The sequence below is a fragment of the Kosakonia sp. R1.Fl genome, from assembly GCF_023516815.1.
In the GTDB taxonomy this organism is placed as follows: Bacteria; Pseudomonadota; Gammaproteobacteria; order Enterobacterales; family Enterobacteriaceae; genus Kosakonia.
Genome location: NZ_JAMGSQ010000001.1, coordinates 1449756 through 1474318, shown reverse-complemented (window position 1 = coordinate 1474318; position 24563 = coordinate 1449756). Strand labels below are relative to the sequence as shown.

Genomic DNA, 24563 nt, shown 5'->3' with positions numbered 1-24563 from the left:
GCACTCCTGTCAGAATTTGTAGCCACGGTGCAGAGCAACGATACCGGCCGTCATGTTGTAGTAATCGACGTTTTCGAAACCGGCGTCCTGCATCATCGCTTTCAGGGTGTCCTGATCGGGATGCATACGGATAGATTCGGCAAGATAACGATAGCTTTCCGCATCGTTTGCTACCAGTTGACCAATACGCGGCAGAACGTGGAAAGAGTAAGCGTCATAAGCTTTGCTTAGCGGTTCAATAATTGGCTTGGAAAATTCGAGCACCAGCAGGCGGCCGCCCGGTTTCAAAACGCGGAACATGGAGCGCAGCGCTTTCTCTTTTTCCGTCACATTACGCAAACCAAACGAGATGGTGATGCAGTCGAAAGTATTGTCCGGGAACGGCAAGGCTTCAGCATTTGCCTGCACATATTCTACGTTACCGATCACGCCGAGGTTGCGCAGTTTTTCGCGCCCCATTTTCAGCATCGAATCGTTAATATCGGCCAGCACAACCTGGCCGGTTTCGCCCACCAGGCGGGAGAACTTCGCCGTCAGATCGCCCGTACCACCGGCCAGATCGAGAACTTTCTGCCCGCGACGCACGCCGCTGCAATCAATGGTAAAGCGCTTCCATAAACGGTGAATGCCCATCGACATCAGATCGTTCATCACGTCATATTTTGACGCGACCGAATGGAAGACATGCGCCACCATGTCGGCTTTGTTTTCTTTGGCGACGGTCTGAAAACCAAAGTGTGTTGTCTCTTTTGAATCTTCCGCCATCTTAGTGCCTGCTATTCAAGAAATTGTTTGTGAAGTGTATCAGATTGGAGGCGATTGCCCTACGATTCAACCACCCGAAGAAGCCTTCGATTCAGGCTCATCGCCCGCGGCCATGCTATCTAATGCATTGTCTTCAAAGCAATCGAGGGAATCGTTTTGCCCGGAACGCAAACGGAACTCTTCGTCCTGATCCTCTGCTTGCGCCGCCAATTCCGGATTAATCTCGCGTTTGATTTCGACACCGAGCCCGCGAAACGCCTCTGCCTGAGCCAGCAAATTGCCGCGCCCGGAACTCAGTTTTTTCATCGCCTGACGGTAATTGTCCTGCGCTTTATCCAGACTCTGGCCAATGGATGACATATCGTCAACGAACAGGCGCATTTTGTCATACAGGCGGCTCGCCCGCTCCGCGATCTGCTGCGCATTGCGGCTTTGGTGTTCATAACGCCACAGGTTGGTGATGGTGCGTAGCGCCACCAGCAGTGTCGTCGGGCTGACCAGCATAATGTTGTTTTTCAGCGCTTCGGTGATCAGTTCGGGCTGCCTGTCCAGCGCAATCAGAAAGGCCGGCTCCACCGGGATAAACATCAACACATAATCCAGGCTGCGCAGCCCCGGCAGTTGCTGATAATCCTTACGACCAAGCAGACGAATATGGTTGCGTACCGAGGCGATATGTTCCTGTAACGCGCTTTCGCGCGTAAAGTCGTCGTCGGCATTGAAGTAACGCTCATAGGCAACCAGCGTCATTTTGGCGTCGATAACCACGTCTTTGCCCTGCGGCAGACGCACGATCACATCCGGCTGCATCCGCGCGCGATGGTCATTTTCAATACTGACCTGGGTTTCGTATTCATAACCTTCACGTAAACCAGAGGCTTCCAGCACGCGGGTCAGCACCACTTCGCCCCAGTTACCCTGAGTTTTGTTATCGCCTTTCAGCGCGCGCGTCAGGTTTATCGCTTCCTGCGCCATCTGGGCATTCAGCTGTTGCAGATTGCGAATTTCATGCGCCAGCGTATGCCGTTCACGCGCTTCCTGACCAAAACTCTCCTGCACCTGGCGACGAAAGCCATCAAGCTGCTCGCGCAGCGGCATTAGCAGACCGTTCAGACTTTGTCGGTTTTGTTCATCGACGCGGCGATTGCTCTGCTCAAAGATGCGGTTAGCGAGATTTTCGAACTGTTCGCTCAAGCGCTGCTCGCTGCTGTGCATCTGGCGCAACTTCTCTTCGGCATGTAACTGCGTAGATTCGAGCCGGGTCGTTACCTCGCGCAAATCTGCTTCCAGCGAGCTATTGATATGTTGCAGGCTACGCAGCTCGTTATTGAGCAGCTCGCACTCTTCGCGCCAGTGTTCGTTTTGGGTTATCTGCTGCCGGGCGGCGCTCAGTTCGCTAAAGACATCTCGCTGCTCCGCGAGCAGATCCGCCTGCTGCTGCGCCCCGCGCCAGCTTGCTGCCAGCCAGCCGACCAGTAAACCCGCCAGCGCAACGGCTGCCATGACGATGATTGAAGTGTCCACCACGTCCCCTTCGTGATAACGCATATAGCGGAGGATTGTGCTGTATAAACGTCCAGTTTGGAAGGGGTTTTCCTGCGAAGCAGTACGCAAAAAGAAAAGGCCGAACGCGTCGGCCTTAGCAAATGGGAAGGTGAATTACAGAAGACGACGCGCCGCTTCCACCACGATTTTCACCGCGTGGCTTTCGGTCTGCTTCATGGTTTCCGCATTCGGGATCTCTTGCTGGGTGCGGTTTACAATCACACCGGCAACCATACCGGCACGCAGCCCCTGGCTTGCGCACATGGTCAGCAGCGTGGCGGATTCCATTTCATAGTTCATCACGCCCATGGACTGCCACTCTTCCATGGAACCTTTAAAGCGGTTCACCACGCGACCAGAGAAGGTGTCGTAACGCTCCTGGCCTGGGTAGAAGGTGTCAGAAGAGGCGGTAACGCCGATATGTTTCGTTGCGCCAATCGCATCCGCTGCGGCAACCAGCGCGGTAGTGCACTCAAAATCCGCCACTGCCGGGTATTCCATCGGCGCAAAGTGCAGGCTCGCGCCGTCAAGGCGCACGGAGGCGGTGGTGATCAGCACGTCGCCAACATTAATGTGCGGCTGAATCGCACCGGTGGTGCCCACGCGCAGGAAAGTGCGGATGCCAAGCTGCGCCAGCTCTTCTACGGCGATAGAGGTTGACGGGCCGCCGATGCCGGTGGAGCAAACGATAACCGGTTTGCCATCCAGCTCTGCACGCCAGCTGGTGAATTCGCGGTGGGATGCCAGTTTAACCGGCTTATCCATCAGCGCGGCGATCTTTTCCACACGCTCCGGATCGCCAGGGACGATGGCCAGCGTAGCCCCTTGTAAATCGTTTTTGGTGAGGCCGAGATGAAAAACATCAGACTTGGACATAACAGACTCCTCTGTGGTCGGTTTTATCAGTAGAGGCAAAAAGATACTTTACAGAAGGCACGGACATAATTTCGTGACTGATATCACCATGAATGAAACTGATTGCATTTCATTTCCATAAATTAGTGATTTACATCACATTAACACGCCATATCCCACAACTCAGCAGCAAAGATAGTCTACGGCACGGTGATTTGCGCGCGCGGCAACTCTTCCCGTCTATAGTTATTGAAGCGCTAAAAAAGGTATGGAGAATGCCATGACAACCAACAACACACCAGGCTTTGCACCTGCGGCTTCACCCCTTGCTTCAACCGTTGTTCATACGTCGGAAGACGCCTTAATCGCAGGCGAAACGTCTATTCCGACACAGGGCGAAAATATGCCCGCTTTTCACGCCCGACCGAAAAATGCAGAAGGTCCCTTGCCGATTGTCATTGTGGTACAGGAAATTTTCGGCGTGCATGAGCATATTCGCGATCTGTGCCGCCGTCTGGCGCTGGAAGGCTACCTCGCCATCGCGCCGGAGCTCTATTTCCGTCAGGGCGATCCAAATGATTTTGCCGATATTCAAACCCTGCTGAGCGGCCTGGTAAGCAAAGTACCGGACGCGCAAGTGCTTGCCGATTTGGATCACGTCGCCAGCTGGGCGGCGCGTAACGGCGGGAACGCTCACCAACTCTTAGTGACCGGTTTTTGCTGGGGCGGGCGTATCGCCTGGCTGTACGCCGCGCACAATCCGCAGTTGAAAGCCGCTGTCGCCTGGTATGGCAAGCTGGTGGGGGAGAAATCGCTCAATTCTCCGCGCCATCCGGTGGATATTGCCACTGAACTTACCGCGCCAGTGCTCGGTTTATATGGCGCACAGGATACCGGCATTCCGCTGGAGAGCGTGGAAACCATGCGCCAGTCGCTGAGAGCCGCGAACGCCAAAGCGGAAATCATCGTCTACCCCGAAGCGGGCCACGCGCTTAATGCGGACTATCGTCCGAGCTATCACGCAGAATCCGCCGCTGATGGCTGGCAGCGGATGCTGGCATGGTTTGCGCAGTACAGTAAAAAGTGACGGTGTGCGCCGGAGTAAATGCCCGGCGCAGCTCATGCTGCTTCGAGACGCCAGCCCTGGGTCAAACGTACCGCCACGACCTGTTTGCATTGCAGCGGCGCATGATGAAAGGCACTCAGCGTTTGCCCATCGCGCAGGCGTAAATCAAGCAAATAGCGCTCGCCCTGATAAATGCAGCTTTGTACCTCAGCGCTCAGACCCTCACTCGTTACCTGCACATGTTCGGGGCGAACCAGCACTGGCTGGTGAAGATCCGCGCCAGTATGCGCCAACCCAGCATGCATTTGCGCGCCATCCAGTTGCTGTACCCCGGCGGGCGTCGCCAGCATCAGCACGCTGCCTTTACCAATAAAACGCGCCACCCAACCATTCTGCGGCTGCTGATACAGCGCTTGCGGTGCGCCCCACTGCATCAGTTCGCCCTGGTGCATTACCGCGATATGGCTGGCGAGCGCCATCGCTTCCGCCTGATCATGGGTGACATAGACAAACGTCGCGCCAGTACGGCGATGAAAATCACGGAAAGTCTGTTCCATGGTGGCACGCAGATGGCGATCGAGATTCGCCAGTGGTTCATCAAGCAGCACCACTTGTGGTTCTGCGACCAGACAGCGCGCCAGCGCCACGCGTTGACGCTGACCACCGCTTAACTCTTGCGGCGAACGTGCGGCGTAAGCACCCAGTTCAACCACCTCCAGCGCGTCCATCACCTGCTTGTGACGCGCAGCGCCGTTCACATTGCGCAGCTTTAGCGGGTAGCCAACGTTCTCGGCAACCGTCATATGCGGCCACAACGCGTAAGACTGAAAGACCATCCCCATATCGCGCTGCTCTGGCGGTGTGTGCAGCGTTTTATCCGCCAGCAGACGATCGCCCAGCCATAAGCGCCCTTCGCTCAATGTCTCCAGCCCGGCAAGAATACGCAGCGTGGTGGTTTTGCCGCAGCCGCTTGGCCCCAACAGGGCGGTAAACGCCCCCTGCGGAATGGTCAGATTGATATCCCGCACCACGGTCTGATCGGCAAACGCTTTGCGTAGATGTTCCAGTCTCAGCTCTGCCAAGGGATCACTCCTTTCGGTAAATAGCGGCCAAGCGCGCTGAGTAGCAGCATTACCAGCGCCACCAGAATGACAACCAGCACGGAAAGCGCCGATGCCAGCACCTTATCGCCGCTCTCATCAAGGTTAAAAATCACCACGCCCAGCGTCTCTTTCCCGGCGCTCCACAGCAGCGCCGAGACGGTGAGTTCATTCACCGCTGTGAGGAATACCAGCAACGCCCCGGCAAACGCCGCCGGTGCCAGCAACGGCAGGACGATATGGCGCAGCCGCTGAGAGAAATTCGCCCCGGCAAGGCTGGCGGCTTCTTCCATTGCGGGATCCAGTTGCAGCATGCTGCTGTGCACTGGCTTCAGACAAACCGTGAGGAAACGTGCGAGGTAGGCGAAAAAGATAATGCCCAGCGTGCCGCTAAGGCTGACATCGATCAGCGGCAATGGGCGAGCAAACAGCAGAATACAGGCAATCGCCAGCACCACGCCGGGCAAGGTATAAGGAATGTCGATAATTAAATACAACCAGCGCAACGGCCGGGTCGGGTAGCGCACCAGCAGCCACGCCAGCGGCAGGCTGAGCAGCATCAACACCAGGGCGGCAGAGATCGATAAAAACAGGCTGTTGCTGAGCGCGCGTAACGTGGCGCTTTGCGCATCAAAGATCCCTCTCCAGGCGGCAAAGGTAAGCGTTTCACTATTCAGCGCGACGCCAAGTGTCGGCACCAGCGAGGTGGTAATCAGCGCCAGCAGCGGCGCGAGCAGGATGACACACAACACCGCCGCCAATAATAACTCGACCGCCAGCCGCCATTTGCCGAGGGTGAAACCCAGCGCGCGCCCCGCCATGCCAATCAGCGGCAGCGCATAACGCCGCTGCATGTGGCCTTGCAGCGTGACAATGCCAATTGCCAGCATCCCCATCAGCACCGACAGCGCCGCCACGTCGTTCAGCATCGCCGGGCCAAAGCTGGAAAGCGTCTGATAGATATACACAGGCAGTACAAAGTAGGAAATCGGGATGCCCAGCATCGCCGGAATACCAAAATTACCGAGCGCCGAAACAAACGCGATCGCCGCCCCGGCCCACAATGCAGTACGGCACAGCGGCAACACAATGTCGAAGAACACCCGCCACAACGATGCGCCGTGTAATCGTGCGGCTTCAATATGCTCTTTTGGCAAACACTGTAGCTGGGTGCGCAGCGCCAGAAACACCAGCGGCGTATGCTGAATACCGAGCAGCAGCGCAATTCCCTCGGCAGAATAGAGCGGGTTGCTGCTGCCAAACCCTGGCGCAAGACCAATGCTATTGAGCAAGATGCTGCCCGGCCCCAAAAGTTGCAGCCAGCTTAACGCGGTGACCTGCGGCGGGATCATCATCGGCAGCATAAACAGAAATACCCACAGCTGTTTGAGGCGGATATTGGTCAGCGCCAGGCAAAAAGCGAACAGGCTACCCAGCAGCAGTGACAGCAGCATGCCCAGCCCACTGGTATACAGGCTGTGCCACAGCGCAAGCCAGGTGGAAGGGTTACTCAACACGCGCCACAAACTGCTGTCGCTGCCGTGGCGCCCGTCAACCAGCGCAGAGACCAGCAACCGCAGGCTGGGCAGCAGGCTCAGTAGCGCAACAAGAAACAATAACAGCCAGAGCAGCCCTTTTGCCGGGCCGCCGCTGGCGTGCTGGCGCAGCGTCATACTGGTCATCAACTAGCGGTTTCCGAACAGGTCGGCAAAGCGCTTTTTATTGGCTTCCGTCTCGGCCAACGCTTTTGCTGCATCAAACGGCATCAGCTTGATGCTGTCGCGCGGCGGGAATCCGGCCGGAACCGGCAGGTTGGCATCGGCGGGCAGGTAGCCCTGCTGGAGCACCAGTTTTTGCCCCTCATCCGAGAGCACAAAGTCGATAAACGCTTTCGCCGCCTGCGGGTTTTTCGCGTTTTTCATCATCGCTACCGGCTCGGTAACAATGCTGACGCCCTCTTTCGGGAAGACGAACTCAATCGGTGCGCCTTTGGCTTTTTCGCGGATCGCCATGTAATCCACCAGCACGCCATAGGCTTTGCTGCCGGACGCAATCGCGCTCATCACCGCGCCGTTACCGCTTTGCGGCATCGCACCGTTCTCTTTTAGTTTCTCGTAGTATTGCCAGCCGAGCGCCGGATCGTTCATCAGCGTCGCCTGGTGAATTTGCGCCGCGCCGGAATAGAGCGGGCTTGGCAGCGTGGTCATGTTTTTCAGTTCCGGTTTGAGCAGATCCTGCCAGGAGGTTGGCTTAACCGGGGCTTTGCTGTGATACGCAATACCGGTGGTGATCAGTTTGGTGCCGTAGTAGTAGCCCTCTTTGTCATACAACTGCGCATCAAAACGCGTCGCTTGCGGTGATTTATACGCCGCCAGCAGGTTTTGCTGTTTCAGGGACTCCATGGTCACGCTGTCGGCAATCAGCAGTACGTCCGGGGCGGCGCTACCGGCGGCTAACTCTGCCTGCAAACGCGCGGTCAGCCTGGTAGTTCCGTCGCGGATCCATTTCACTTCAATGTCCGGGTGCGCTTTTTCAAAGGCGCTGACGGTCATTTGCGCATCTTCATTGGGCTGGCTGGTATAGAGCGTCAGCGTGGATTTGGCGAAAGCCGACGTACTGATCACGGCCAGCAGTACCAACGCCAGCGCACTTTTTTTACTCATGGTTCAGTCCCCTGTGTTTTCGTTGCGACGATTAAAACAAGGGAGTTTGACAAAAATGTTACCGAAGCGATGTTGGCTTGTTACAGAGGGATGACGCGCCGCCGGCTTCACACCGGGCGGCGCGGTAAAGCTTACTGTTGGCGCAGGTTCTGCGCGGCTTTCACCATGTTTGCCAGCGCGCTACGGGTTTCCGGCCAGCCGCGGGTTTTCAGACCGCAGTCAGGGTTCACCCACAGGCGTTGTGCCGGGATACGCTGCGCGGCTTTTTGCAGCAGTGCTTCGATCCACTCGACACTCGGTACGTTCGGCGAGTGAATATCATAAACACCCGGGCCGATTTCGTTCGGGTACTCAAACTCTTCGAACGACTCCAGCAGTTCCATATCCGAGCGCGAGGTTTCAATGGTAATCACATCGGCATCCAGCGCGGCGATGGAATCCATGATGTCGTTAAACTCGCAGTAACACATGTGGGTGTGGATCTGCGTGTCATCTTTCGCCACCGCCGCGTTGATGCGAAAAGCCTCCACGCCCCAGGCCAGATAGGCGTCCCAGTCGCTGCGACGCAGTGGCAAACCTTCGCGCAGTGCCGGTTCATCAATCTGGATAATGCCAATCCCTGCCGCTTCCAGATCCGCCACTTCATCACGCAGTGCCAGCGCAATCTGTTTGGCGATGGTTTCGCGGCTCACGTCTTCACGCGGGAACGACCAGCAAAGAATGGTCACCGGGCCGGTCAGCATCCCTTTCACCGGTTTATCGGTCAGCGACTGCGCGTACTTCGCCCACTCAACGGTAATCGCTTCCGGGCGGCTGACGTCGCCGATAACCACTGGCGGTTTCACGCAGCGGGAGCCGTAGCTCTGCACCCAGCCGTTTTGTGTAAAGACGAAGCCGTCAAGGTTTTCACCGAAGTACTCCACCATGTCATTACGCTCCGCTTCACCATGCACCAGCACGTCTAAGCCCAGACGTTCCTGCTCGACAATCGCCTGTTTGATATGTTCGGCGATACCCGTGCGGTAATTACCCGCATCAAGATTGCCTTTTTTGAAATCCAGGCGCAGGCCGCGAATCTCGGTAGTCTGCGGGAAAGAACCGATAGTGGTGGTCGGCCAGGCGGGCAGCTTAAAGCGCTCGCGCTGGGCTTTCGCACGTTCGGGGTACGGGCTGTTACGCTGGCTGTCATGCGCGGTGATCGCCGCCAGACGCTGTGCCACTGCCGTGTTGTGAACGCGCGTAGAGTGGCGACGCGCCTGAATCGGGGCGCTCCATTCCACCAGTTTTTCCGTATTACCGCTGTTCAGCGCATCGCGCAGCAGCGCCAGTTCCTGGCATTTTTGCAGGGCGAAGGCGAACCAGCTTTTCACTTCCGCATCCAGTCGCGTTTCGACACTCAGATCGATCGGGCTGTGCAGCAAAGAGCAGGAAGAGGCAACCCACAGCGGACGTTTACCGACCACTTCGTTGATTTGCGCATATTTCTCGGTGAGATCGGCGCGCCAGACGTTACGACCATTCACCAGACCGGCAGAGAGCAGCCAGTCAGCAGGCAGACGCGAGTGCAGCTCGGCCACGTTGTCCTTGCCGTGTACCAAATCAACATGCAGCCCCTGCACCGGCAGCGCGGTGATCACATCAAGGTTCGGCGTCACACCTTCAAAATAGGTGGTCAGCAGCAGCTTCAGCTGGCCGGAAAGCGCGTCGTAAGCTGGTTTAAACGCATCCAGCCAGGCTTGTGGCAACTCCAGCACCAGCGCCGGTTCGTCGATTTGTACCCACTCAATACCGCGTTTTGCCAGCTCGCCGAGCACCTGTTTGTAGACCGGCAGAATGTCGTTCAGCAGGCTTAACCGATCAAACTGTTCGCCTTTCACTTTGCCCAGCCACAGGTAAGTGACCGGGCCCAGCAGCACAGGTTTCACCTTATGGCCGAGCGCCAGCGCTTCGTCTACTTCGTCCAGCAGTTGCGTCCAGGTCAGTTTGAACTGCTGGCCTTTGCTGAACTCCGGCACCATGTAGTGGTAGTTGGTGTTGAACCATTTGGTCATTTCCGCCGCTGCCGCCGGTTCGCCGGTTGGCGCGCGGCCACGGCCAATGCGGAACAGGGTATCGATATCCACGGAACCGTCGTTGTTCTGATGACGAGCCGGCACATTGCCCAACAGCAGGCTGGTGGTCAGAACATGGTCGTACCAGGCGAAATCGCCCACCGGCAGCAGATCGATACCGGCCTCATTTTGCTGCTCCCAGTGGCGGGCGCGCAGTTCGCGTCCTACCGCCAGCAGCTCTTCACGGGTGGAGTTACCCGCCCAGTAGCTCTCTTGCGCTTTTTTCAGCTCGCGACGCAGGCCAACGCGAGGGAAACCGAGGGTGTGATTAAGAATTGTCATTTTTAGCCTCTTCAATTGGGTTAATCCAAAGGATTTCGGATTAAGGGAAGGCGGCAAGTTCATGAATCCCCAAGAGCTTACTGAAGTAAGTGACTGGGGTGAATGAGCGCAGCCAACGCACTATTAATTCGAAAGACGCAGGATTTTTAGACGTCCAGATGTTTACACATCTATAATTCGCAAGTACTGTATATTCCTCAAGCGCAAAATGTTCATGCCGGAGTGAAGGACTTTCATGATCGAAATTAAACACCTGAAAACGCTACAGGCGTTACGAAACAGCGGGTCGCTGGCGGCAGCGGCGGCAACGCTGCATCAAACGCAGTCCGCGCTTTCCCACCAGTTCAGCGATCTGGAACAGCGCCTTGGCTTTCGTCTGTTTGTGCGGAAAAGCCAGCCGCTACGCTTTACGCCGCAGGGTGAAATTCTGTTGCAACTGGCAAATCAGGTGCTGCCGCAGATTAGCCGCGCGCTGCAGGCCTGCAATGAGCCGCAGCAAGCCACGCTGCGCATCGCTATTGAGTGCCATAGCTGTATTCAGTGGCTGACACCTGCGCTTGAGAACTTCCGCCAGAACTGGCCGCAAGTGGAGATGGATTTCAAATCCGGCGTCACGTTTGATCCGCAACCTGCGCTGCAACAGGGCGAGCTGGATCTGGTCATGACCTCCGACATTCTGCCGCGCAGCGGTCTGCACTATTCGCCGATGTTTGATTTTGAAGTGCGGCTGGTGCTCGCCCCCGATCATCCGCTGGCGGCAAAAGCGCGCATCACGCCGGACGATATCGCCAGCGAAACGCTGCTGATCTATCCGGTACAACGCAGTCGCCTGGATATCTGGCGTCACTTCCTGCAACCGGCGGGCGTAAGTCCGTCGCTGAAAAGCGTTGATAACACGCTGCTGCTGATTCAGATGGTTGCCGCGCGGATGGGCATTGCGGCGCTGCCGCACTGGGTGGTGGAGAGTTTTGAGCGCCAGGGTCTGGTGGTGACCAAAACCCTGGGCGAAGGATTGTGGAGCCGGCTGTACGCCGCCGTGCGCGACGGCGAGCAGCGTCAGCCGGTAACGGAAGCGTTTATTCGCTCAGCGCGGAATCACGCTTGCGACCATCTGCCGTTTGTGCGGAGCGCGGAGCGACCCAACGGCGATGCACCCACAGCGAGGCCATTATCACCGCACCACCAATAATAAAACTCGGCCAGTGCGGCTGTTCCTGCCAGATAGCAAGGTTAACCAGTAACCCGGCGGGAACATGCACATTGTTCATGATGCCGAGCGTCCCGGCGTCCACCTGTGTTGCGCCGTAGTTCCACATAAAATAACCCAACCCGGATGCCACCACGCCAAGCCACACCAGCACGCTCCATTGCAGCGTCGTGGTCGGCAATTTCTGCGGATTACCCATCACAAACCACGCCACAACGGCGACCACGAATGCGCCAAGATAAAACCAGGCGAACGCGTTGTGTTGCGGCATCGGGCGCGTCTCCATCAGGCGTTTGTAGCCGACCATACCAATGGCAAAGCTGATATTCGCCAGTTGCACCAGAATCAGGCCAATCCAGAAGTGATCGCTCACTTTGTCGTAGCGAATAATCGCCGCGCCAATTACCGCCAGCCCGGCGCTCAGCGCGTAGCTCCAGCGCAGCCCGCGCTTACTGAGCAGATCGTAAATCAGGGTGACATACAGCGGTGTGAAAACGGTAAACAGCAGGAATTCAGACACCGTCAGGTAGAGATACGCCTGGAAGCTGAACAGGTACATAATGCCCAGCTGCAACGCGCCCACCAGCATGTACAAACCAATGGTCTTGAGGTTATGCCCACGCGCACGCAGAAACGGTAAAAAGACCAGCGCCGCCAGCCCAACGCGCATCAGCACGGAGAAATAGCTGTCGACATGGCCCGCAAGGTATTCGCCAATCAGGCTAAAAGAGAAAGCCCACAAAATAGTGGTGATGATGAGTAACGCCACAATGAATGTCTCTTCGATGAGTGGACAGGCATTGTAGCGAACTCAGTTGCGCAAAGTTTGAGTATTTAGTTGACGAGTGGTTAATTTAAGACCACTCGTCAATCTTATTCGAGGAACAGCTTACGCAGGTAATGCGGTACGGCGTTATCGGCGTTGGTGCCAATCACTTCCAGCTCCGGGTGCAGTTCTTTCAGACGCTGGTGAGCGTTACCCATAATGCAACCTTTGCCCGCCATCGACAGCATTTCCGCGTCGTTCATGCCGTCACCAAAGGCGATGCACTCTTTCAGGCTATAACCCAGCGCGCCTGCGACAGCTTCCAGCGCATGGCCTTTCGACACGCCGCCCGCCATCACTTCCAGGCAGGTTAAGGTAGAGAAACTGACGTTCACGCGATCGCCCCAGCGGGCGTTGATGGCCTGTTCCAGCGGCAGCAGTTTTTCATGGCTTTCACATGTGAAGAAGACTTTGCTGATCCCTTCCGGCTCAAGCAAACCCGGCTCATACAGCGAATACTGGAATACCGCTTCTTTAAAGAAACGCATCTCATCCGGGCGGTGGCGATTCATGAACCACTCATCGTTGCGGTAGACGTTGGTAATGATATCCGGCTCGTTATGCACCACGCCGAACAGATCGGTGGCGATGTCGCGATCCAGGTTATGGGTGAACACCAGATTGCCATCGGTGTCGTGTACCCGCGCACCGTTGGAGGTGATCATATAGGCTTTAATGCCCAGATTGTCGCGGATTTGCCCGACATCCACATGGTGGCGGCCGGTGGCGAAGACGAAGTTGACGCCGCGCGCGGTAAGCAGTTTTAACGTTTCTTTGGCAAAGGGCGACAGTGTGTGGTCGGGGGAGAGCAATGTGCCATCTAAATCAGATGCAACAACCTGGTACATAAGAAAATTTAACCTCAATAATTCATCAGTTATGCCGGTCGAAGAATTCGACGATGGCGTTGAGCGCGACCGAGCGCATGGCGTCCTTTTCAAAAAGGATCTCATGGTACGCGCCTTGTATGACCAGCGGTTTCCCCCCTTCACAAGGGTGGCCCGCTGCGGCGCGTCGTTCACAGAAGCGTTGATGCATGCGGTTATCCACCACGTGCTCCTCTTCTGCCTGAATAATCAATGTCGGCGTGGCGTCTTTTTCCGCCCCCGCCAGCGCGTGTTCACCGGCTAAGATCCCTTCGCGTACCCAGTGCCAGGTGGGCCCGCCAACGCGAAGCTGCGGTTCATCGGCATAAAAACGCAAATTACGGCGATAGCGCTCGCGGCTGTGGGTTAACACGTTTATCGCGAACGGCAACGGGCGCCAGCTCCCGGTGCCAATAGCGTAACCTTCACGAAGACTCGGGTAGCTTTCAGCCCAGTCCAGCAACGGGCGCACCATCCATTCAGGCAGGCGAATGATAATGCCGAACATGGGCGCGCACAGGGCAATCGCATCGCAGGCTTGCGGATAGCGCTGTAAAAACAGGGTGGAAATGGCACCACCCATCGAATGGGCAAGAATATAGCGTTTGCGCCACGGCCCGCTGGCCACTTCCTGATCCCAGAACGCCGCCAGATCGTCGACATAATCGCTGAATTTCACCACATGGCCACGATGCGTGTCCGGCAACATTCGCCCGGAACGCCCCTGGCCGCGATGATCGATAATCAACACGTCATAACCGAGGTGGAACAGGTCATACGCCAGCTCTGCGTATTTTACGTAGCTTTCGATGCGGCCGGGACAAATCACAATAACGCGGTCGTTACTTTGCGCGCGAAAACGGACAAAACTGACCGGCACATCGTCCACGCCGGTAAAGACCGCTTCTTCCCGCGAACGCCAGAAATCCATCAGCGGTCCCATGGTAAAAGCCGCGAACGCTTTTTCTCTGGTTTCCCATGTCGATTTGTGCCGAAACATTGGGATTTCGCCCCTTTTAGCCATGTAAAATCGTTTTTTTGTGACCAATAGCAAATTCCGCTGCCAATAGCGTATTGTGGCATAAAAACCGATATCCAGGGAGTTTCTCATGACCTTCGAATGGTGGTTCGCCTACCTGCTGACATCCTTAATCCTGAGCCTGTCCCCCGGCTCCGGCGCGATTAACACCATGTCCACGTCCATCAGCCACGGTTATCGCGGCGCGGTGGCGTCGATTGCCGGGCTACAAACCGGTTTAGCCATTCACATCGTGCTGGTCGGTGTCGGTTTAGGCACATTATTTTCACGCTCGGTGCTGGCCTTTGAAGTGCTGAAATGGGCGGGCGCGGCTTATCTGATTTGGCTTGGCATCCAGCAGTGGCGCGCCGCGGGCGCTATCGATCTCAATACGCTGGCAAAAACCCAAACGCGCGGGCATTTGTTTAAACGCGCCGTATTCGTCAACCTGACCAATCCGAAGAGCATTGTTTTTCTCGCCGCGCTGTTCCCGCAGTTTATTGTCCCGCATCAACCGCAAGTGATGCAGTACGTGGTACTCGGCGTCACCACCATTGTGGTGGATATCATTGTGATGATTGGCTACGCCACGCTGGCGCAGCGCATTGCGGCATGGATCAAAGGCCCGCGCCAGATGAAAGCGCTGAACAAAGTGTTCGGTTCGTTGTTTATGCTGGTCGGCGCGCTGCTGGCATCGGCAAGACACGCCTGAGAAGAGAGCCGGATAGGGCTATCCGGCGTTTATCGCTTAGCGGGAAATAATCAGGTGAATACCAAAACCGGCGAACAGTGCGCCAGCAAAACCATCAATCCACTTCGCCAGACGCTGATAACCCCGACGGATTTGCGGTAAGGCGAACAGGCTGGCGACCACGGTAAACCAGGCAAAAGTTTCCACCGCAATCAGCATAAAAATACCCCAGCGCGCGCCAGCGCCCACGCTATCGCCAACAAACAGTGAAAACACTGAGCCAAAGTAAATGATCGCTTTCGGGTTAGCGAGATTGGTCAGCAACCCTTTGATAAAGCTGCGTCCGCTGGCGGCCAGCTCAACCTGCGGCGCGTCGCTACTTTGCGGACCTTTTTTCAGCGCGCCGCGCAACATCTGATAGCCCATCCAGCATAGATACAGGCCGCCGCCGACCATAATGATGTTATGCAGCCACGCCATTTTTGCGAGGATCAGGTTCAGGCCGAGCAGTGCCACGCCTGCCCAAATCATGACGCCGGTGGTGATACCGAGCACGCCCATCATCGCTTCTTTGCGCGAGCGGCTGACGGCGGTTTGTGAAACGAAGAAGAAATCGGGGCCGGGGCTCATCAGTGCGACGATATGCACCAGCGCCACGGTGAGAAATAACATCAACATAGATAACTCGCGGGAAAATAGTTCAGGGGGAAACCATCCTCCCATTTTTTTCGCAGGCTGACTACTCTTCTTCGCCGTCAACATGCGCGCGAATCAACGCCATGAACTCCTGGCCGAAGCGTTCAAGTTTGCGCGTACCCACCCCGTTGACACTGAGCATCTCACCGGGAGAGAGCGGCATCTGTTCGGCCATTTCAATCAGTGTGGCGTCGTTAAAGACCACGTACGGCGGAATGTTCTCTTCATCGGCAATCGCTTTACGCAACTTGCGCAGCTTGGCGAACAGCTTGCGGTCGTAATTGCCAACCGCCGCTTTCTGCATCACTTTTGGTTTCAGCGCCACCATACGCGGCACCGCCAGCATCAGTGGGACTTCACCGCGCAGCAGCGGACGCGCCGCTTCGGTGAGTTGCAATGCCGAGTGCTGAGCAATGTTTTGTGTGGCGAAGCCTAAGTGAATCAGTTGGCGGATCACGCTCACCCAATGTTCGTGGCTCTGCTCGCGACCAATTCCATACACCGGTAATTTGTCGTGACCAAACTCGCGGATGCGCTGATTATTCGCCCCGCGCAGCACTTCCACCACATAGCCCATACCGAAACGCTGATTCACGCGGTAAATAGCCGACAGCGCTTTTTGCGCGTCCTGTAAACCGTCGTACTGGCGCGGCGGATCGAGGCAAATATCGCAGTTACCGCAGGGCTCCTGGCGACCTTCGCCAAAGTAGTTCAGCAACACCAGACGGCGGCAGGTTTGCGCTTCGGCAAACGCGCCCATCGCATTGAGCTTGTGTCGTTCGATATCCTGCAACGGCCCGGCGGGTTTTTCTTCCAGGCAGCGGCGCAGCCACGCCATATCCGCCGGATCGTAAAACAGCATCGCTTCCGCAGGCAGGCCGTCACGTCCGGCGCGACCGGTTTCCTGATAATAGGATTCGATATTGCGCGGAATGTCAAAATGCACCACGAAGCGCACGTTGGGCTTGTTGATGCCCATACCAAACGCCACCGTCGCCACGACAATTTGCAGGTCGTCGCGCTGGAACTGTTCCTGTACGCGCGCCCGCACCTCGTTTTCCAGCCCGGCATGGTAAGCCGCCGCGCTAAAACCGCGGCTTTGTAAACGGGCGGCGGTGTCTTCCACTTTCGCCCGGCTGTTGCAATACACGATGCCGCACTTGCCGCGCTGCTCCTGCACATAACGCAGTAGCTGATCGAGCGGCTTAAATTTTTCCATCAGCATGTAGCGAATGTTCGGGCGGTCGAAGCTGCTGACCTGAATCAGCGGATCGTGAAGCCCCAGCAAACGTTCAATGTCGCGGCGGGTTGTGTCATCGGCGGTGGCGGTGAGCGCCATAAACGGCACGGAAGGCAGCATCTGGCGCAACTGACCCAGCGCGGCGTATTCCGGGCGGAAATCATGGCCCCACTGGGAAATACAGTGGGCTTCGTCCACGGCCAACAGCACCGGATTCCACTGGCGCAGCTGATCGAGGAAGTTGTCGAGCATCAGGCGCTCGGGAGCGATATAAAGCAGGCGAATCTGGCCGTTGCGACAGCCGTTGATCACCTCAAACTGCTGTTCGCGACTCTGGGTAGAGTTCAGGCATGCTGCAGCAACACCGTTTGCCAGTAGCTGATCGACCTGATCTTTCATCAGAGAGATGAGCGGTGAAACCACCACCGTCAGGCCATCTAATACTAGCGCCGGAATTTGGTAACACAGGGATTTCCCACCGCCGGTCGGCATCACCACCAGGCAGTCGCGGCCGCTGAGCACGGTGTCGATAATATCCTGCTGGCCCGGGCGGAATTGCTGGTAGCCGAAGGTCTCTTGCAGAACCTGTTTCGCCAGCGATTCCTGATTCAATACTTCCGCCTGTGCCACTCTGACCCCATTTGCCTGAAATAAAAACAGGCGCTATTTTCAGCGCCTGAGAGAGAAACTGCAACGCTTAAAACAGATCGTTAAGCATCACGCCCACGCCGACACGTGTCTGATTGAAATTGTAGTCAATCAACGATTCGCCGTACCCGCTGTAGACCTGCGTATAAAGACGTACGTGTTTAGTTACTGGGTAGCTTAGACCGAGTTCCGCGCCGCCGTAACCGGTATTCCAGTTATATTGTCCTTTTGCGCTGAGGATCGCATCGCCCAGTTGGTAGCCAATTTTCAGCTGGTAATAACCCATATATTTGGTGATATCCGGGTTGTCATCAACCGATCCCACCACATACCAGGGTTTGACTTCCACCAGCCAGTTGCCGCTTTGCGCCATCAAGCGCGTATAGGCGCGGTTCCAGCTGCGTGAAGTCGGGTCGGAACGCCCGTTCGAATCGTGGTTAAAGCCAAATTCCACGTCGCGCAGCGTCCAGCCAGCAAATTCGTAATCGGTGGCGAAACCAAGGAACAGTTGCGGTTCGTAGTTGGTTTCACGGAATGGAGAAGACTCTCCGCTGTTTGACAACTGCCACCAGGATTTTTGCGTGTAGGAACCACCGAACACCGAGTTTGGCCCCAGAATCCCGCGCCAGAACGGGAACGCCAGGCTGAGCTGAAACTTCACTTCATCTTTGCGTGCATTATCCGCCCAGTTATAAGAGCGAATCGCTTCTTTGTTCAGATCGCTGGTATCGGTGTAGATAACGTAGTTGGATTCATACGGATAGAGCGTGAACGGATTGTCGTGCTCCTGCAATAAATTGGCGATGATACTGCCGCGCACGGCGGGTGCATCATGAACTTCTTTTACCGTCGCTTCTTGTGCGTAAGCCATAAACGGCAGTGCAAGCACTGCGAAAAACCAACCCAGAGAGGTCCGCATCGGTTTGCTGCTCCAAATCATATTGTTGAATTGACGAATTTCCCCGCAAGTATTCTACATATTTATTGAGTCACTGCTCATGTATCGGTTCCGAAAGTGGAAATCAACAATCGATAAGCATAAAATCAACATTTCATTAACTCATCGGATCAGATAGCCATGTCAGTTGTTCTCACAGCGGAAGAAGTCCTGAAAACGGTCGGCGAGATATTCGTGTACCACATGCCGTTTAATCGTGCGTTAGGGCTGGAGCTGGAGCGCTATGAAAAAGAGTACGCGCAGCTGAGTTTTAATAACCAACCTATGATGGTCGGCAACTGGGCGCAAAGCATTTTACACGGTGGCGTGATTGCTTCCGCGCTGGATGTCGCCGCGGGTCTGGTTTGCGTGGGCAGCACGTTAACCCGCCATGAAACCATTAGCGAAGAGGAGCTGCGCCAGCGTTTAGCACGGATGGGCACGATCGATTTACGCGTCGATTACCTGCGACCGGGTCGCGGTACGCGCTTTACCGCCAGTAGCAGCTTGCTGCGCGCGGGTAATAAAGTTGCCGTCGCGCGCGTAGAGCTGCACAACGAAGAACAGCTCTACATCGCCAGCGCGACCGCCACCTATATGGTGGGGTGAGCCGGTCAGAAAAATCGGGTACCATGAGGATTCATTTCAGCTACGAGCTTTCCCGATGGATGCAAAACAGACGCGGCTGGGCGTGCTTCTTGCCCTGGCCGCATATTTTATTTGGGGCGTTGCCCCGGCTTACTTCAAAACGATCTGGTTCGTTCCGGCCGACGAAATTCTTACACATCGCGTGATCTGGTCCTTCTTCTTTATGCTGGCGTTGATTAGCGTGAGCCGCCAGTGGAGCAGCGTGAAAGCCCTGCTGCAAACGCCGAAAAAGATCCTGCTGCTGGCGCTCTCTGCGGTACTGGTAGGGGGAAACTGGTTGTTGTTTATCTGGGCGGTAAACCATAACCATATGCTGGAAGCGAGCCTGGGCTACTTTATTAACCCGCTGGTGAATATTCTGCTGGGGATGCTGTTTTTGGGCGAACGTTTTCGCCGCATGCAGTGGCTGGCGGTGCTGCTGGCGGCGATCGGTGTGCTGGTACAACTGTGGACATTTGGTTCGCTGCCGATAATCGCGCTTGGCCTGGCCTTCAGCTTTGCTTTTTACGGCCTGCTGCGCAAAAAGATTGCGGTGGAGGCACAAACCGGCATGTTGATAGAAACGCTGTGGCTGCTGCCGGTAGCGGCGATTTGGTTGTTCGGCATTACCGACAGTCCGACCAGCCATATGGGGCAAAACAGTCTGTCGCTTAATCTGCTTTTAATGGCCGCAGGTGTCGTAACCACGGTACCGCTGCTCTGTTTTACCGGTGCGGCAACGCGTCTGCGCCTGTCGACGCTCGGCTTCTTCCAGTACATTGGCCCGACATTGATGTTCGTGCTGGCGGTGCTTTTTTACGGCGAACATCCCGGCGCGGATAAAATGGTGACCTTCGGCTTTATCTGGGTTGCGCTGGCTATCTTTGTCCTCGACGCGGTTTATACGCAGCGCGGGTTACGCAAAAAAGCCTGATTAAACACATGGGCGGAATAGCCGCCCAATACCTACAAAAATTTAGAGGTAAGGATTTACCCAATCGCGTAATGCGCAATGGAATGCTATGTTTGCCCCTTCGTCATTACGTTATTCAGGATGAATCAGCGATGATCCGCAGGATTTTTTTGCCATCGGGCAAAACGTGCCTCGCGCGTGGGCCGTATATCCTTATCTTTTTACTTCTGCATATTCTCTTTTTAGTTGTCGCCTTTAATGTGGCCGAACTGCCTGTTCTGCCGCTGGTGTGCTTTCTGCTTTACACCTATTTAAAGCTAAATATTAACGCGCAACGCTGCAGAGATAGCGGTGCCAAAGGCCGCTATGTGGTCATTTTTTCATTGCTGGTCTACCTGGCCTCGCTGGCGGTTGCCGCCACCGGTGTTGTCAGCGATGTAGAGTGCGTGAGCTTAGGTATCAGAATCTATTTCGGTTACGACGTGCTGGTATTTTTCGTCTTTATGCTCGCACCGACGCAGTTAAAGCAACAAATTAATTCGACGGACCACGTGTCTATTTCAGGAGGGGAAAATGAGTAACATCAACACTTATGATTATAAAAGCGACCATTCATTAAGCGACAAATGGAAGTATCGTTTCGCATTCTATGAGAAGAATGGCTACCCCTCTTTTTGGGGGATGAGCCCGGCATGGAAAAACGCCTATAAAGAAATGACTTTCGGGCAGAAGATAAAAGTCTCTTTCAATTTCTTCGCCTGGTTTTTTTCTATTATCTATTTGCTGATCCTTGGTTTGTGGAAGAAAGCCCTGTTAGTTTTAGTTATCAACATAGTCGTTATCATGGTTGCGGTTATTTTTAACATTGGCTTCCTGGGTTATATGGTCAACGCCATCATCGCCTGTCGAGCCAACATTTGGTATTACGATCTAAAAGTGAAGGGCAAACAGGACTGGAGCCTGTAATAAAAAAGGTTCAGCGCGATGCTGAACCTTTTTGTTTTATAGCCAGTTACGGCGTTTGAAGTAGAGATAAGGCGCGAGCCCCGCGAGGATCATAAAGATGATTGCGCCAGGGTAGCCAAAGCTCCAGTGCAGTTCGGGCATAAATTCAAAGTTCATGCCGTAGCTGGAAGCCACCAGCGTCGGCGGCAGGAACACGACCGATACCACCGAGAAGATCTTGATGATGCGGTTCTGCTCGATATTGATAAAGCCCATCGCCGCCTGCATCAGGAAGTTCACTTTCTGGAACAACGATTCGTTGTGCGGCAGCAGGGATTCGATATCGCGCAGGATCTCGCGCGCCTGCTCAAGCTGACCGGCCGGTAAACGCGCCTTACGCACCAGAAAGTTCAACGCGCGCTGGGTATCCATCAGACACAGGCGCACCTTCCAGCCGATATCTTCCTGTTCCGCCAGCGTCGAGAGCGCGTCGTCATACTCGTCGCCCTGCTGGCCTTCCATAATGACGCGGCTCAGCTTTTCCAGATCGCTGTAAATGTTTTCGATTTCATCCGCCAGTTGCTCAATTTTGGTTTCGAACAGATCCAGCAGCAGTTCATAAGCGTTACCGTCGACCATCTCCTGGCTGCGGGCGCGCATACGGTACAGGCGAAACGCAGGCAGCTCGCGCTCACGCAGGGTGAACAGGCGACCTTCGCGGATGGTAAATGCTACGGTTGAGTTTCCTGCGTGATCTTCAGCATCTTCAAAAAAGAAGAAGGAGTGGATGTGCAGGCCGTCTTCGTCTTCAAAAAAACGCGCCGACGCCTCGATGTCTTCCAGTTCAGGTCGGGTGGCCAGGTTCTGGCCCAATTCCGTTTGCACGCGGGTACGTTCTTCATCGTCCGGCTCGACCAAATCAACCCAAACAGAGCTGGCGAGATGTTTGATTTCGTCAGCCTCAAGGCGGGTTAAACGATTGTTTTCCAGTTGAAATGCGCTCAGCATAGCCGGGACTCCCAATGCAAAAAATATCGGACAGTTCGGTGGGCACACAGAGAAACAAATTGGGTTTCAGACCATTAAACAGCCTGACTCAGCGCGACGGGGAATACAGCGGGTCGCTGACAACCTCTAAGGCCATCAGCATGAGGAGATAGCCTTAGGAGTTGTTCCTGAAAACCAGGAAATTGAGCCAGTATCTACTGGGTGTGTCCAAGGCGAATGTCCTCTTAGCGTGATCGTGCGCGCATGTTACGCCAGCACTCAAAAGGCGTCAACACGCAACGAAACGCTAAAGAGCAATATTTGCCCTTCAGCGTATAAGGCTAGCAGAATATTACAAAATAATGATATTTTTCTGAAAGTTACACGGTTTCGAGCTTGGCGTAAGCCGCCACCAGCCATTTGATACCTTGCCCCTGGAAAGCCACCTGTAAACGGCTGTGCTCACCGCTGCCTTCCATGTTCACCACCGTGCCTTCGCCAAACTTGGCATGGCGTACGCGCTGGCCAAGTTTATAGCCGGTATCGCTTTGCGCAACTGGCGTACCCATGCGCTGATGGCTAACCGGGCGGCTGATGCTGGCGCGCAAACGCACCTCTTCAATGCACTCTTCAGGCAACTCGCCAATAAAGCGCGACGGGCGGTGATACACCTCTTTACCGTATAACCGACGCGTTTCCGCATAGGTTAAGGTCAGTTTTTGCATCGCGCGCGTCACGCCGACATACGCCAGACGGCGCTCCTCTTCCAGCCGCCCGCCTTCATCCAGCGACATCTGGCTGGGGAACATGCCCTCTTCCATGCCAACAATAAACACCTGCGGAAACTCCAGCCCTTTCGCCGAGTGCAGCGTCATTAACTGCACCGCATCCTGCCAGGTATCCGCCTGCCCTTCACCCGCTTCCAGTGCGGCGTGGGAGAGAAACGCCTGCAGCGGCATCAAATCTTCGTCTTCTTCGTTGTAGCTGAACTGGCGCGTCGCGGTAACCAGTTCCTCTAAGTTCTCAATACGCGTCTGGCCTTTTTCGCCTTTTTCCTGCTCGTACATCATGCGCAGGCCGGAATCGCTGATCACCCGGTCGGTTTGCACATGCAACGGCATATCCGCCGTTTCCTGTGCCAGCGCGTCAATCAGTTCCAGGAAACGTTGCAGCGCGCTCGCCGCACGACCCGCCAGCGCTTTCTCCTGTAACAACTCGCGCGTTGCCTGCCATAACGTCAACTGGCGATCGCGCGAGGTTTGGCGCACCACGTCCAGCGTACGGTCGCCGATGCCGCGCGTTGGCGTATTCACCACGCGCTCAAAAGCGGCGTCATCATTGCGGTTGGCGATCAGGCGCAGGTAGGAGAGCGCATCTTTAATTTCCTGACGTTCGAAGAATCGCATACCGCCATAAATCCGGTACGGCATGCTGGCTTGCAGCAACGCCTCTTCCAGCACGCGCGACTGGGCGTTGCTGCGATAGAGAATGGCGCACTGCGTCAGTTGCCCGCCGTTATCCTGCCAGGCTTTAATGCGATTGACGACATAACGCGCTTCATCCAGCTCGTTAAAGGCGCAGTAAAGTGAAATCAGCTCGCCATCGACGCCATCGGTCCACAGCTTTTTACCCAGACGCCCGTTGTTGTTCTCAATCAGGGCGTTCGCCGCGCTCAGGATATTGCTGGTCGAACGGTAGTTCTGCTCCAGGCGGATCGTCTGCGCGCCGGGGAAATCTTTCAGGAAGCGCTGGATGTTTTCCACCTGCGCACCGCGCCAGCCGTAGATGGACTGGTCATCGTCGCCGACGATCATCACTTTGCCGGTATCGCCCGCCAGCAGGCGGATCCACGCGTATTGAATGTTGTTGGTATCCTGGAATTCGTCCACCAGGATATTGGTAAAGCGTTCGCGGTAGTGCTGCAAAATATGCGGCTTGTTGAGCCACAACTCATGGGCGCGCAGCAGCAGCTCGGCGAAATCCACCAGCCCGGCGCGGTCGCAGGCTTCCTGATAGGCCTGGTAAACTTTCTGCCAGGTTTGTTCCACCGGGTTACCGAAACTTTGAATATGGTGCGGACGAATGCCTTCGTCTTTCTGGCCGTTGATGTACCACATCGCCTGGCGCGGCGGCCATTGCTTCTCATCGAGGTTCATCGCTTTGATCAAACGTTTGAGTAAACGCAGCTGATCTTCGCTGTCCAGAATCTGGAAATCCTGCGGCAGGTTGGCATCCATATGGTGCGCGCGCAGCAAACGGTGCGCGAGGCCGTGGAAGGTGCCAACCCACATCCCGCCCTGCGAAGTGCCCATTAACTGGCCGATACGGTGGCGCATTTCCGCCGCCGCTTTGTTGGTGAAAGTCACCGCCATAATCGAGTATGGCGAGCAGTTTTCCACGGTCATCAGCCAGGCGATACGGTGTACCAGTACGCGCGTCTTACCGCTCCCCGCCCCTGCCAGCACCAGCATATTGCTGCGCTCGGCGGCTACGGCGTCGCGCTGTTTGTCATTGAGGCTGTCGAGCAGATAAGAAACGTCCATTGGCACCGCCGCGAAATATTACTGGGAATTTA

At 55.6% G+C, this 24563-nt stretch carries 23 protein-coding genes; 7 read left to right on the top strand and 16 right to left on the bottom strand.

Annotated elements, in window-relative coordinates; genetic code table 11:
• Positions 1-9: 9 nt before the first annotated feature.
• From ubiE to udp, 3 genes are all read right to left on the bottom strand, one after another.
• Entirely contained in the window at positions 10-765 is a 756-nt protein-coding gene (gene ubiE / locus M8Q36_RS06980) for a bifunctional demethylmenaquinone methyltransferase/2-methoxy-6-polyprenyl-1,4-benzoquinol methylase UbiE (protein ID WP_020456038.1), read from the bottom strand.
• A gap of 66 nt (positions 766-831) precedes the next feature.
• Positions 832-2289 carry a DNA recombination protein RmuC gene (gene rmuC, locus M8Q36_RS06975; protein ID WP_249880425.1) on the bottom strand — a complete coding sequence of 486 codons (1458 nt, stop codon included), beginning with the start codon at positions 2287-2289 and terminating at the stop codon, positions 832-834.
• 135 nt (positions 2290-2424) lie between these two features.
• Positions 2425-3186: a uridine phosphorylase gene (gene udp / locus M8Q36_RS06970; RefSeq protein WP_193821550.1), complete on the bottom strand. Its 762-nt coding sequence runs from the start codon at positions 3184-3186 to the stop codon at positions 2425-2427.
• Between the two features lie 259 nt (positions 3187-3445).
• On the opposite strand from udp, the gene M8Q36_RS06965 reads away from it, so the two are divergent.
• Positions 3446-4252, top strand: coding sequence for a dienelactone hydrolase family protein (locus M8Q36_RS06965; RefSeq protein ID WP_249880424.1), 807 nt, complete (start codon positions 3446-3448; stop codon positions 4250-4252).
• 32 nt (positions 4253-4284) lie between these two features.
• Here the strand turns inward: M8Q36_RS06965 and M8Q36_RS06960 are convergent, their stop codons facing one another.
• From M8Q36_RS06960 to metE, 4 genes are all read right to left on the bottom strand, one after another.
• Entirely contained in the window at positions 4285-5313 is a 1029-nt protein-coding gene (locus M8Q36_RS06960) for an ABC transporter ATP-binding protein (RefSeq protein ID WP_249880423.1), read from the bottom strand.
• Positions 5301-7013, bottom strand: a complete 1713-nt coding sequence (locus tag M8Q36_RS06955) for an ABC transporter permease (RefSeq protein WP_249880422.1) — start codon at positions 7011-7013, stop codon at positions 5301-5303. Before M8Q36_RS06955 ends, M8Q36_RS06960 begins: the two co-directional genes overlap by 13 nt.
• Before the next feature lie 3 nt (positions 7014-7016).
• Complete coding sequence (locus M8Q36_RS06950) at positions 7017-7994, bottom strand: ABC transporter substrate-binding protein (protein WP_249880421.1); 978 nt, start codon at positions 7992-7994, stop codon at positions 7017-7019.
• A 131-nt stretch (positions 7995-8125) separates the two neighbouring features.
• The gene (gene metE, locus M8Q36_RS06945) at positions 8126-10387 is read right to left on the bottom strand and encodes a 5-methyltetrahydropteroyltriglutamate--homocysteine S-methyltransferase (protein WP_249880420.1); all 2262 of its coding nucleotides are present in this window, start codon (positions 10385-10387) and stop codon (positions 8126-8128) included.
• Positions 10388-10622: 235 nt separating this feature from the next.
• Between metE and metR the strand changes: the two genes are divergently transcribed.
• Positions 10623-11576: an HTH-type transcriptional regulator MetR gene (gene metR / locus M8Q36_RS06940; protein ID WP_017459749.1), complete on the top strand. Its 954-nt coding sequence runs from the start codon at positions 10623-10625 to the stop codon at positions 11574-11576.
• Here the strand turns inward: metR and M8Q36_RS06935 are convergent.
• The 3 genes from M8Q36_RS06935 to pldB form a co-directional block, all read right to left on the bottom strand.
• Positions 11464-12363, bottom strand: coding sequence for a carboxylate/amino acid/amine transporter (locus tag M8Q36_RS06935; protein WP_249880419.1), 900 nt, complete (start codon positions 12361-12363; stop codon positions 11464-11466). The two genes, metR and M8Q36_RS06935, sit on opposite strands and share 113 nt — an antisense overlap.
• 104 nt (positions 12364-12467) lie before the next feature.
• On the bottom strand, positions 12468-13268 hold the full coding sequence (gene yigL / locus M8Q36_RS06930; protein WP_020456028.1) for a sugar/pyridoxal phosphate phosphatase YigL: 801 nt from the start codon (positions 13266-13268) through the stop codon (positions 12468-12470).
• 25 nt (positions 13269-13293) lie between these two features.
• Positions 13294-14286 (bottom strand): lysophospholipase L2, encoded by a 993-nt coding sequence (gene pldB / locus M8Q36_RS06925; RefSeq protein ID WP_020456027.1) that lies wholly within the window; start codon positions 14284-14286, stop codon positions 13294-13296.
• 109 nt (positions 14287-14395) lie between these two features.
• Here pldB and rhtB point away from each other — a divergent pair, with 109 nt between their 5' ends.
• Positions 14396-15016, top strand: a complete 621-nt coding sequence (gene rhtB, locus M8Q36_RS06920) for a homoserine/homoserine lactone efflux protein (protein ID WP_249880418.1) — start codon at positions 14396-14398, stop codon at positions 15014-15016.
• A gap of 36 nt (positions 15017-15052) precedes the next feature.
• Here rhtB and rhtC read toward each other — a convergent pair whose 3' ends face one another.
• The 3 genes from rhtC to pldA form a co-directional block, all read right to left on the bottom strand.
• A complete protein-coding gene (gene rhtC / locus M8Q36_RS06915) occupies positions 15053-15673 on the bottom strand; it encodes a threonine export protein RhtC (RefSeq protein ID WP_020456025.1) in 621 nt (206 codons plus the stop codon).
• 61 nt (positions 15674-15734) lie between these two features.
• A complete protein-coding gene (gene recQ / locus M8Q36_RS06910) occupies positions 15735-17561 on the bottom strand; it encodes an ATP-dependent DNA helicase RecQ (protein ID WP_045512953.1) in 1827 nt (608 codons plus the stop codon).
• A gap of 67 nt (positions 17562-17628) precedes the next feature.
• A complete protein-coding gene (gene pldA, locus M8Q36_RS06905; protein WP_249880417.1) occupies positions 17629-18498 on the bottom strand; it encodes a phospholipase A in 870 nt (289 codons plus the stop codon).
• 159 nt (positions 18499-18657) lie between these two features.
• Here pldA and yigI point away from each other — a divergent pair, with 159 nt between their 5' ends.
• Genes yigI through M8Q36_RS06885 form a run of 4 tightly spaced genes read left to right on the top strand, consistent with a single transcriptional unit; the run spans position 18658 to position 21022 of the window.
• Positions 18658-19125, top strand: coding sequence for an acyl-CoA thioesterase YigI (gene yigI, locus M8Q36_RS06900; RefSeq protein ID WP_017459741.1), 468 nt, complete (start codon positions 18658-18660; stop codon positions 19123-19125).
• Positions 19126-19180: 55 nt separating this feature from the next.
• Positions 19181-20077, top strand: coding sequence for an EamA family transporter RarD (rarD, locus tag M8Q36_RS06895; RefSeq protein ID WP_020456021.1), 897 nt, complete (start codon positions 19181-19183; stop codon positions 20075-20077).
• 8 nt (positions 20078-20085) lie between these two features.
• Positions 20086-20637 carry a hypothetical protein gene (locus M8Q36_RS06890; protein WP_233500434.1) on the top strand — a complete coding sequence of 184 codons (552 nt, stop codon included), beginning with the start codon at positions 20086-20088 and terminating at the stop codon, positions 20635-20637.
• Complete coding sequence (locus M8Q36_RS06885; protein WP_249880416.1) at positions 20630-21022, top strand: DUF2628 domain-containing protein; 393 nt, start codon at positions 20630-20632, stop codon at positions 21020-21022. Before M8Q36_RS06890 ends, M8Q36_RS06885 begins: the two co-directional genes overlap by 8 nt.
• A 36-nt stretch (positions 21023-21058) precedes the next feature.
• On the opposite strand, the gene corA is transcribed toward M8Q36_RS06885, so the two are convergent.
• From corA to uvrD, 3 genes are all read right to left on the bottom strand, one after another.
• Entirely contained in the window at positions 21059-22009 is a 951-nt protein-coding gene (gene corA / locus M8Q36_RS06880) for a magnesium/cobalt transporter CorA (protein WP_017459737.1), read from the bottom strand.
• A gap of 154 nt (positions 22010-22163) precedes the next feature.
• A complete protein-coding gene (gene ysgD / locus M8Q36_RS25565; RefSeq protein WP_353609977.1) occupies positions 22164-22220 on the bottom strand; it encodes a YsgD/CorL family protein in 57 nt (18 codons plus the stop codon).
• Between the two features lie 148 nt (positions 22221-22368).
• Entirely contained in the window at positions 22369-24531 is a 2163-nt protein-coding gene (gene uvrD, locus M8Q36_RS06875) for a DNA helicase II (RefSeq protein ID WP_249880415.1), read from the bottom strand.
• Positions 24532-24563: the final 32 nt, after the last annotated feature.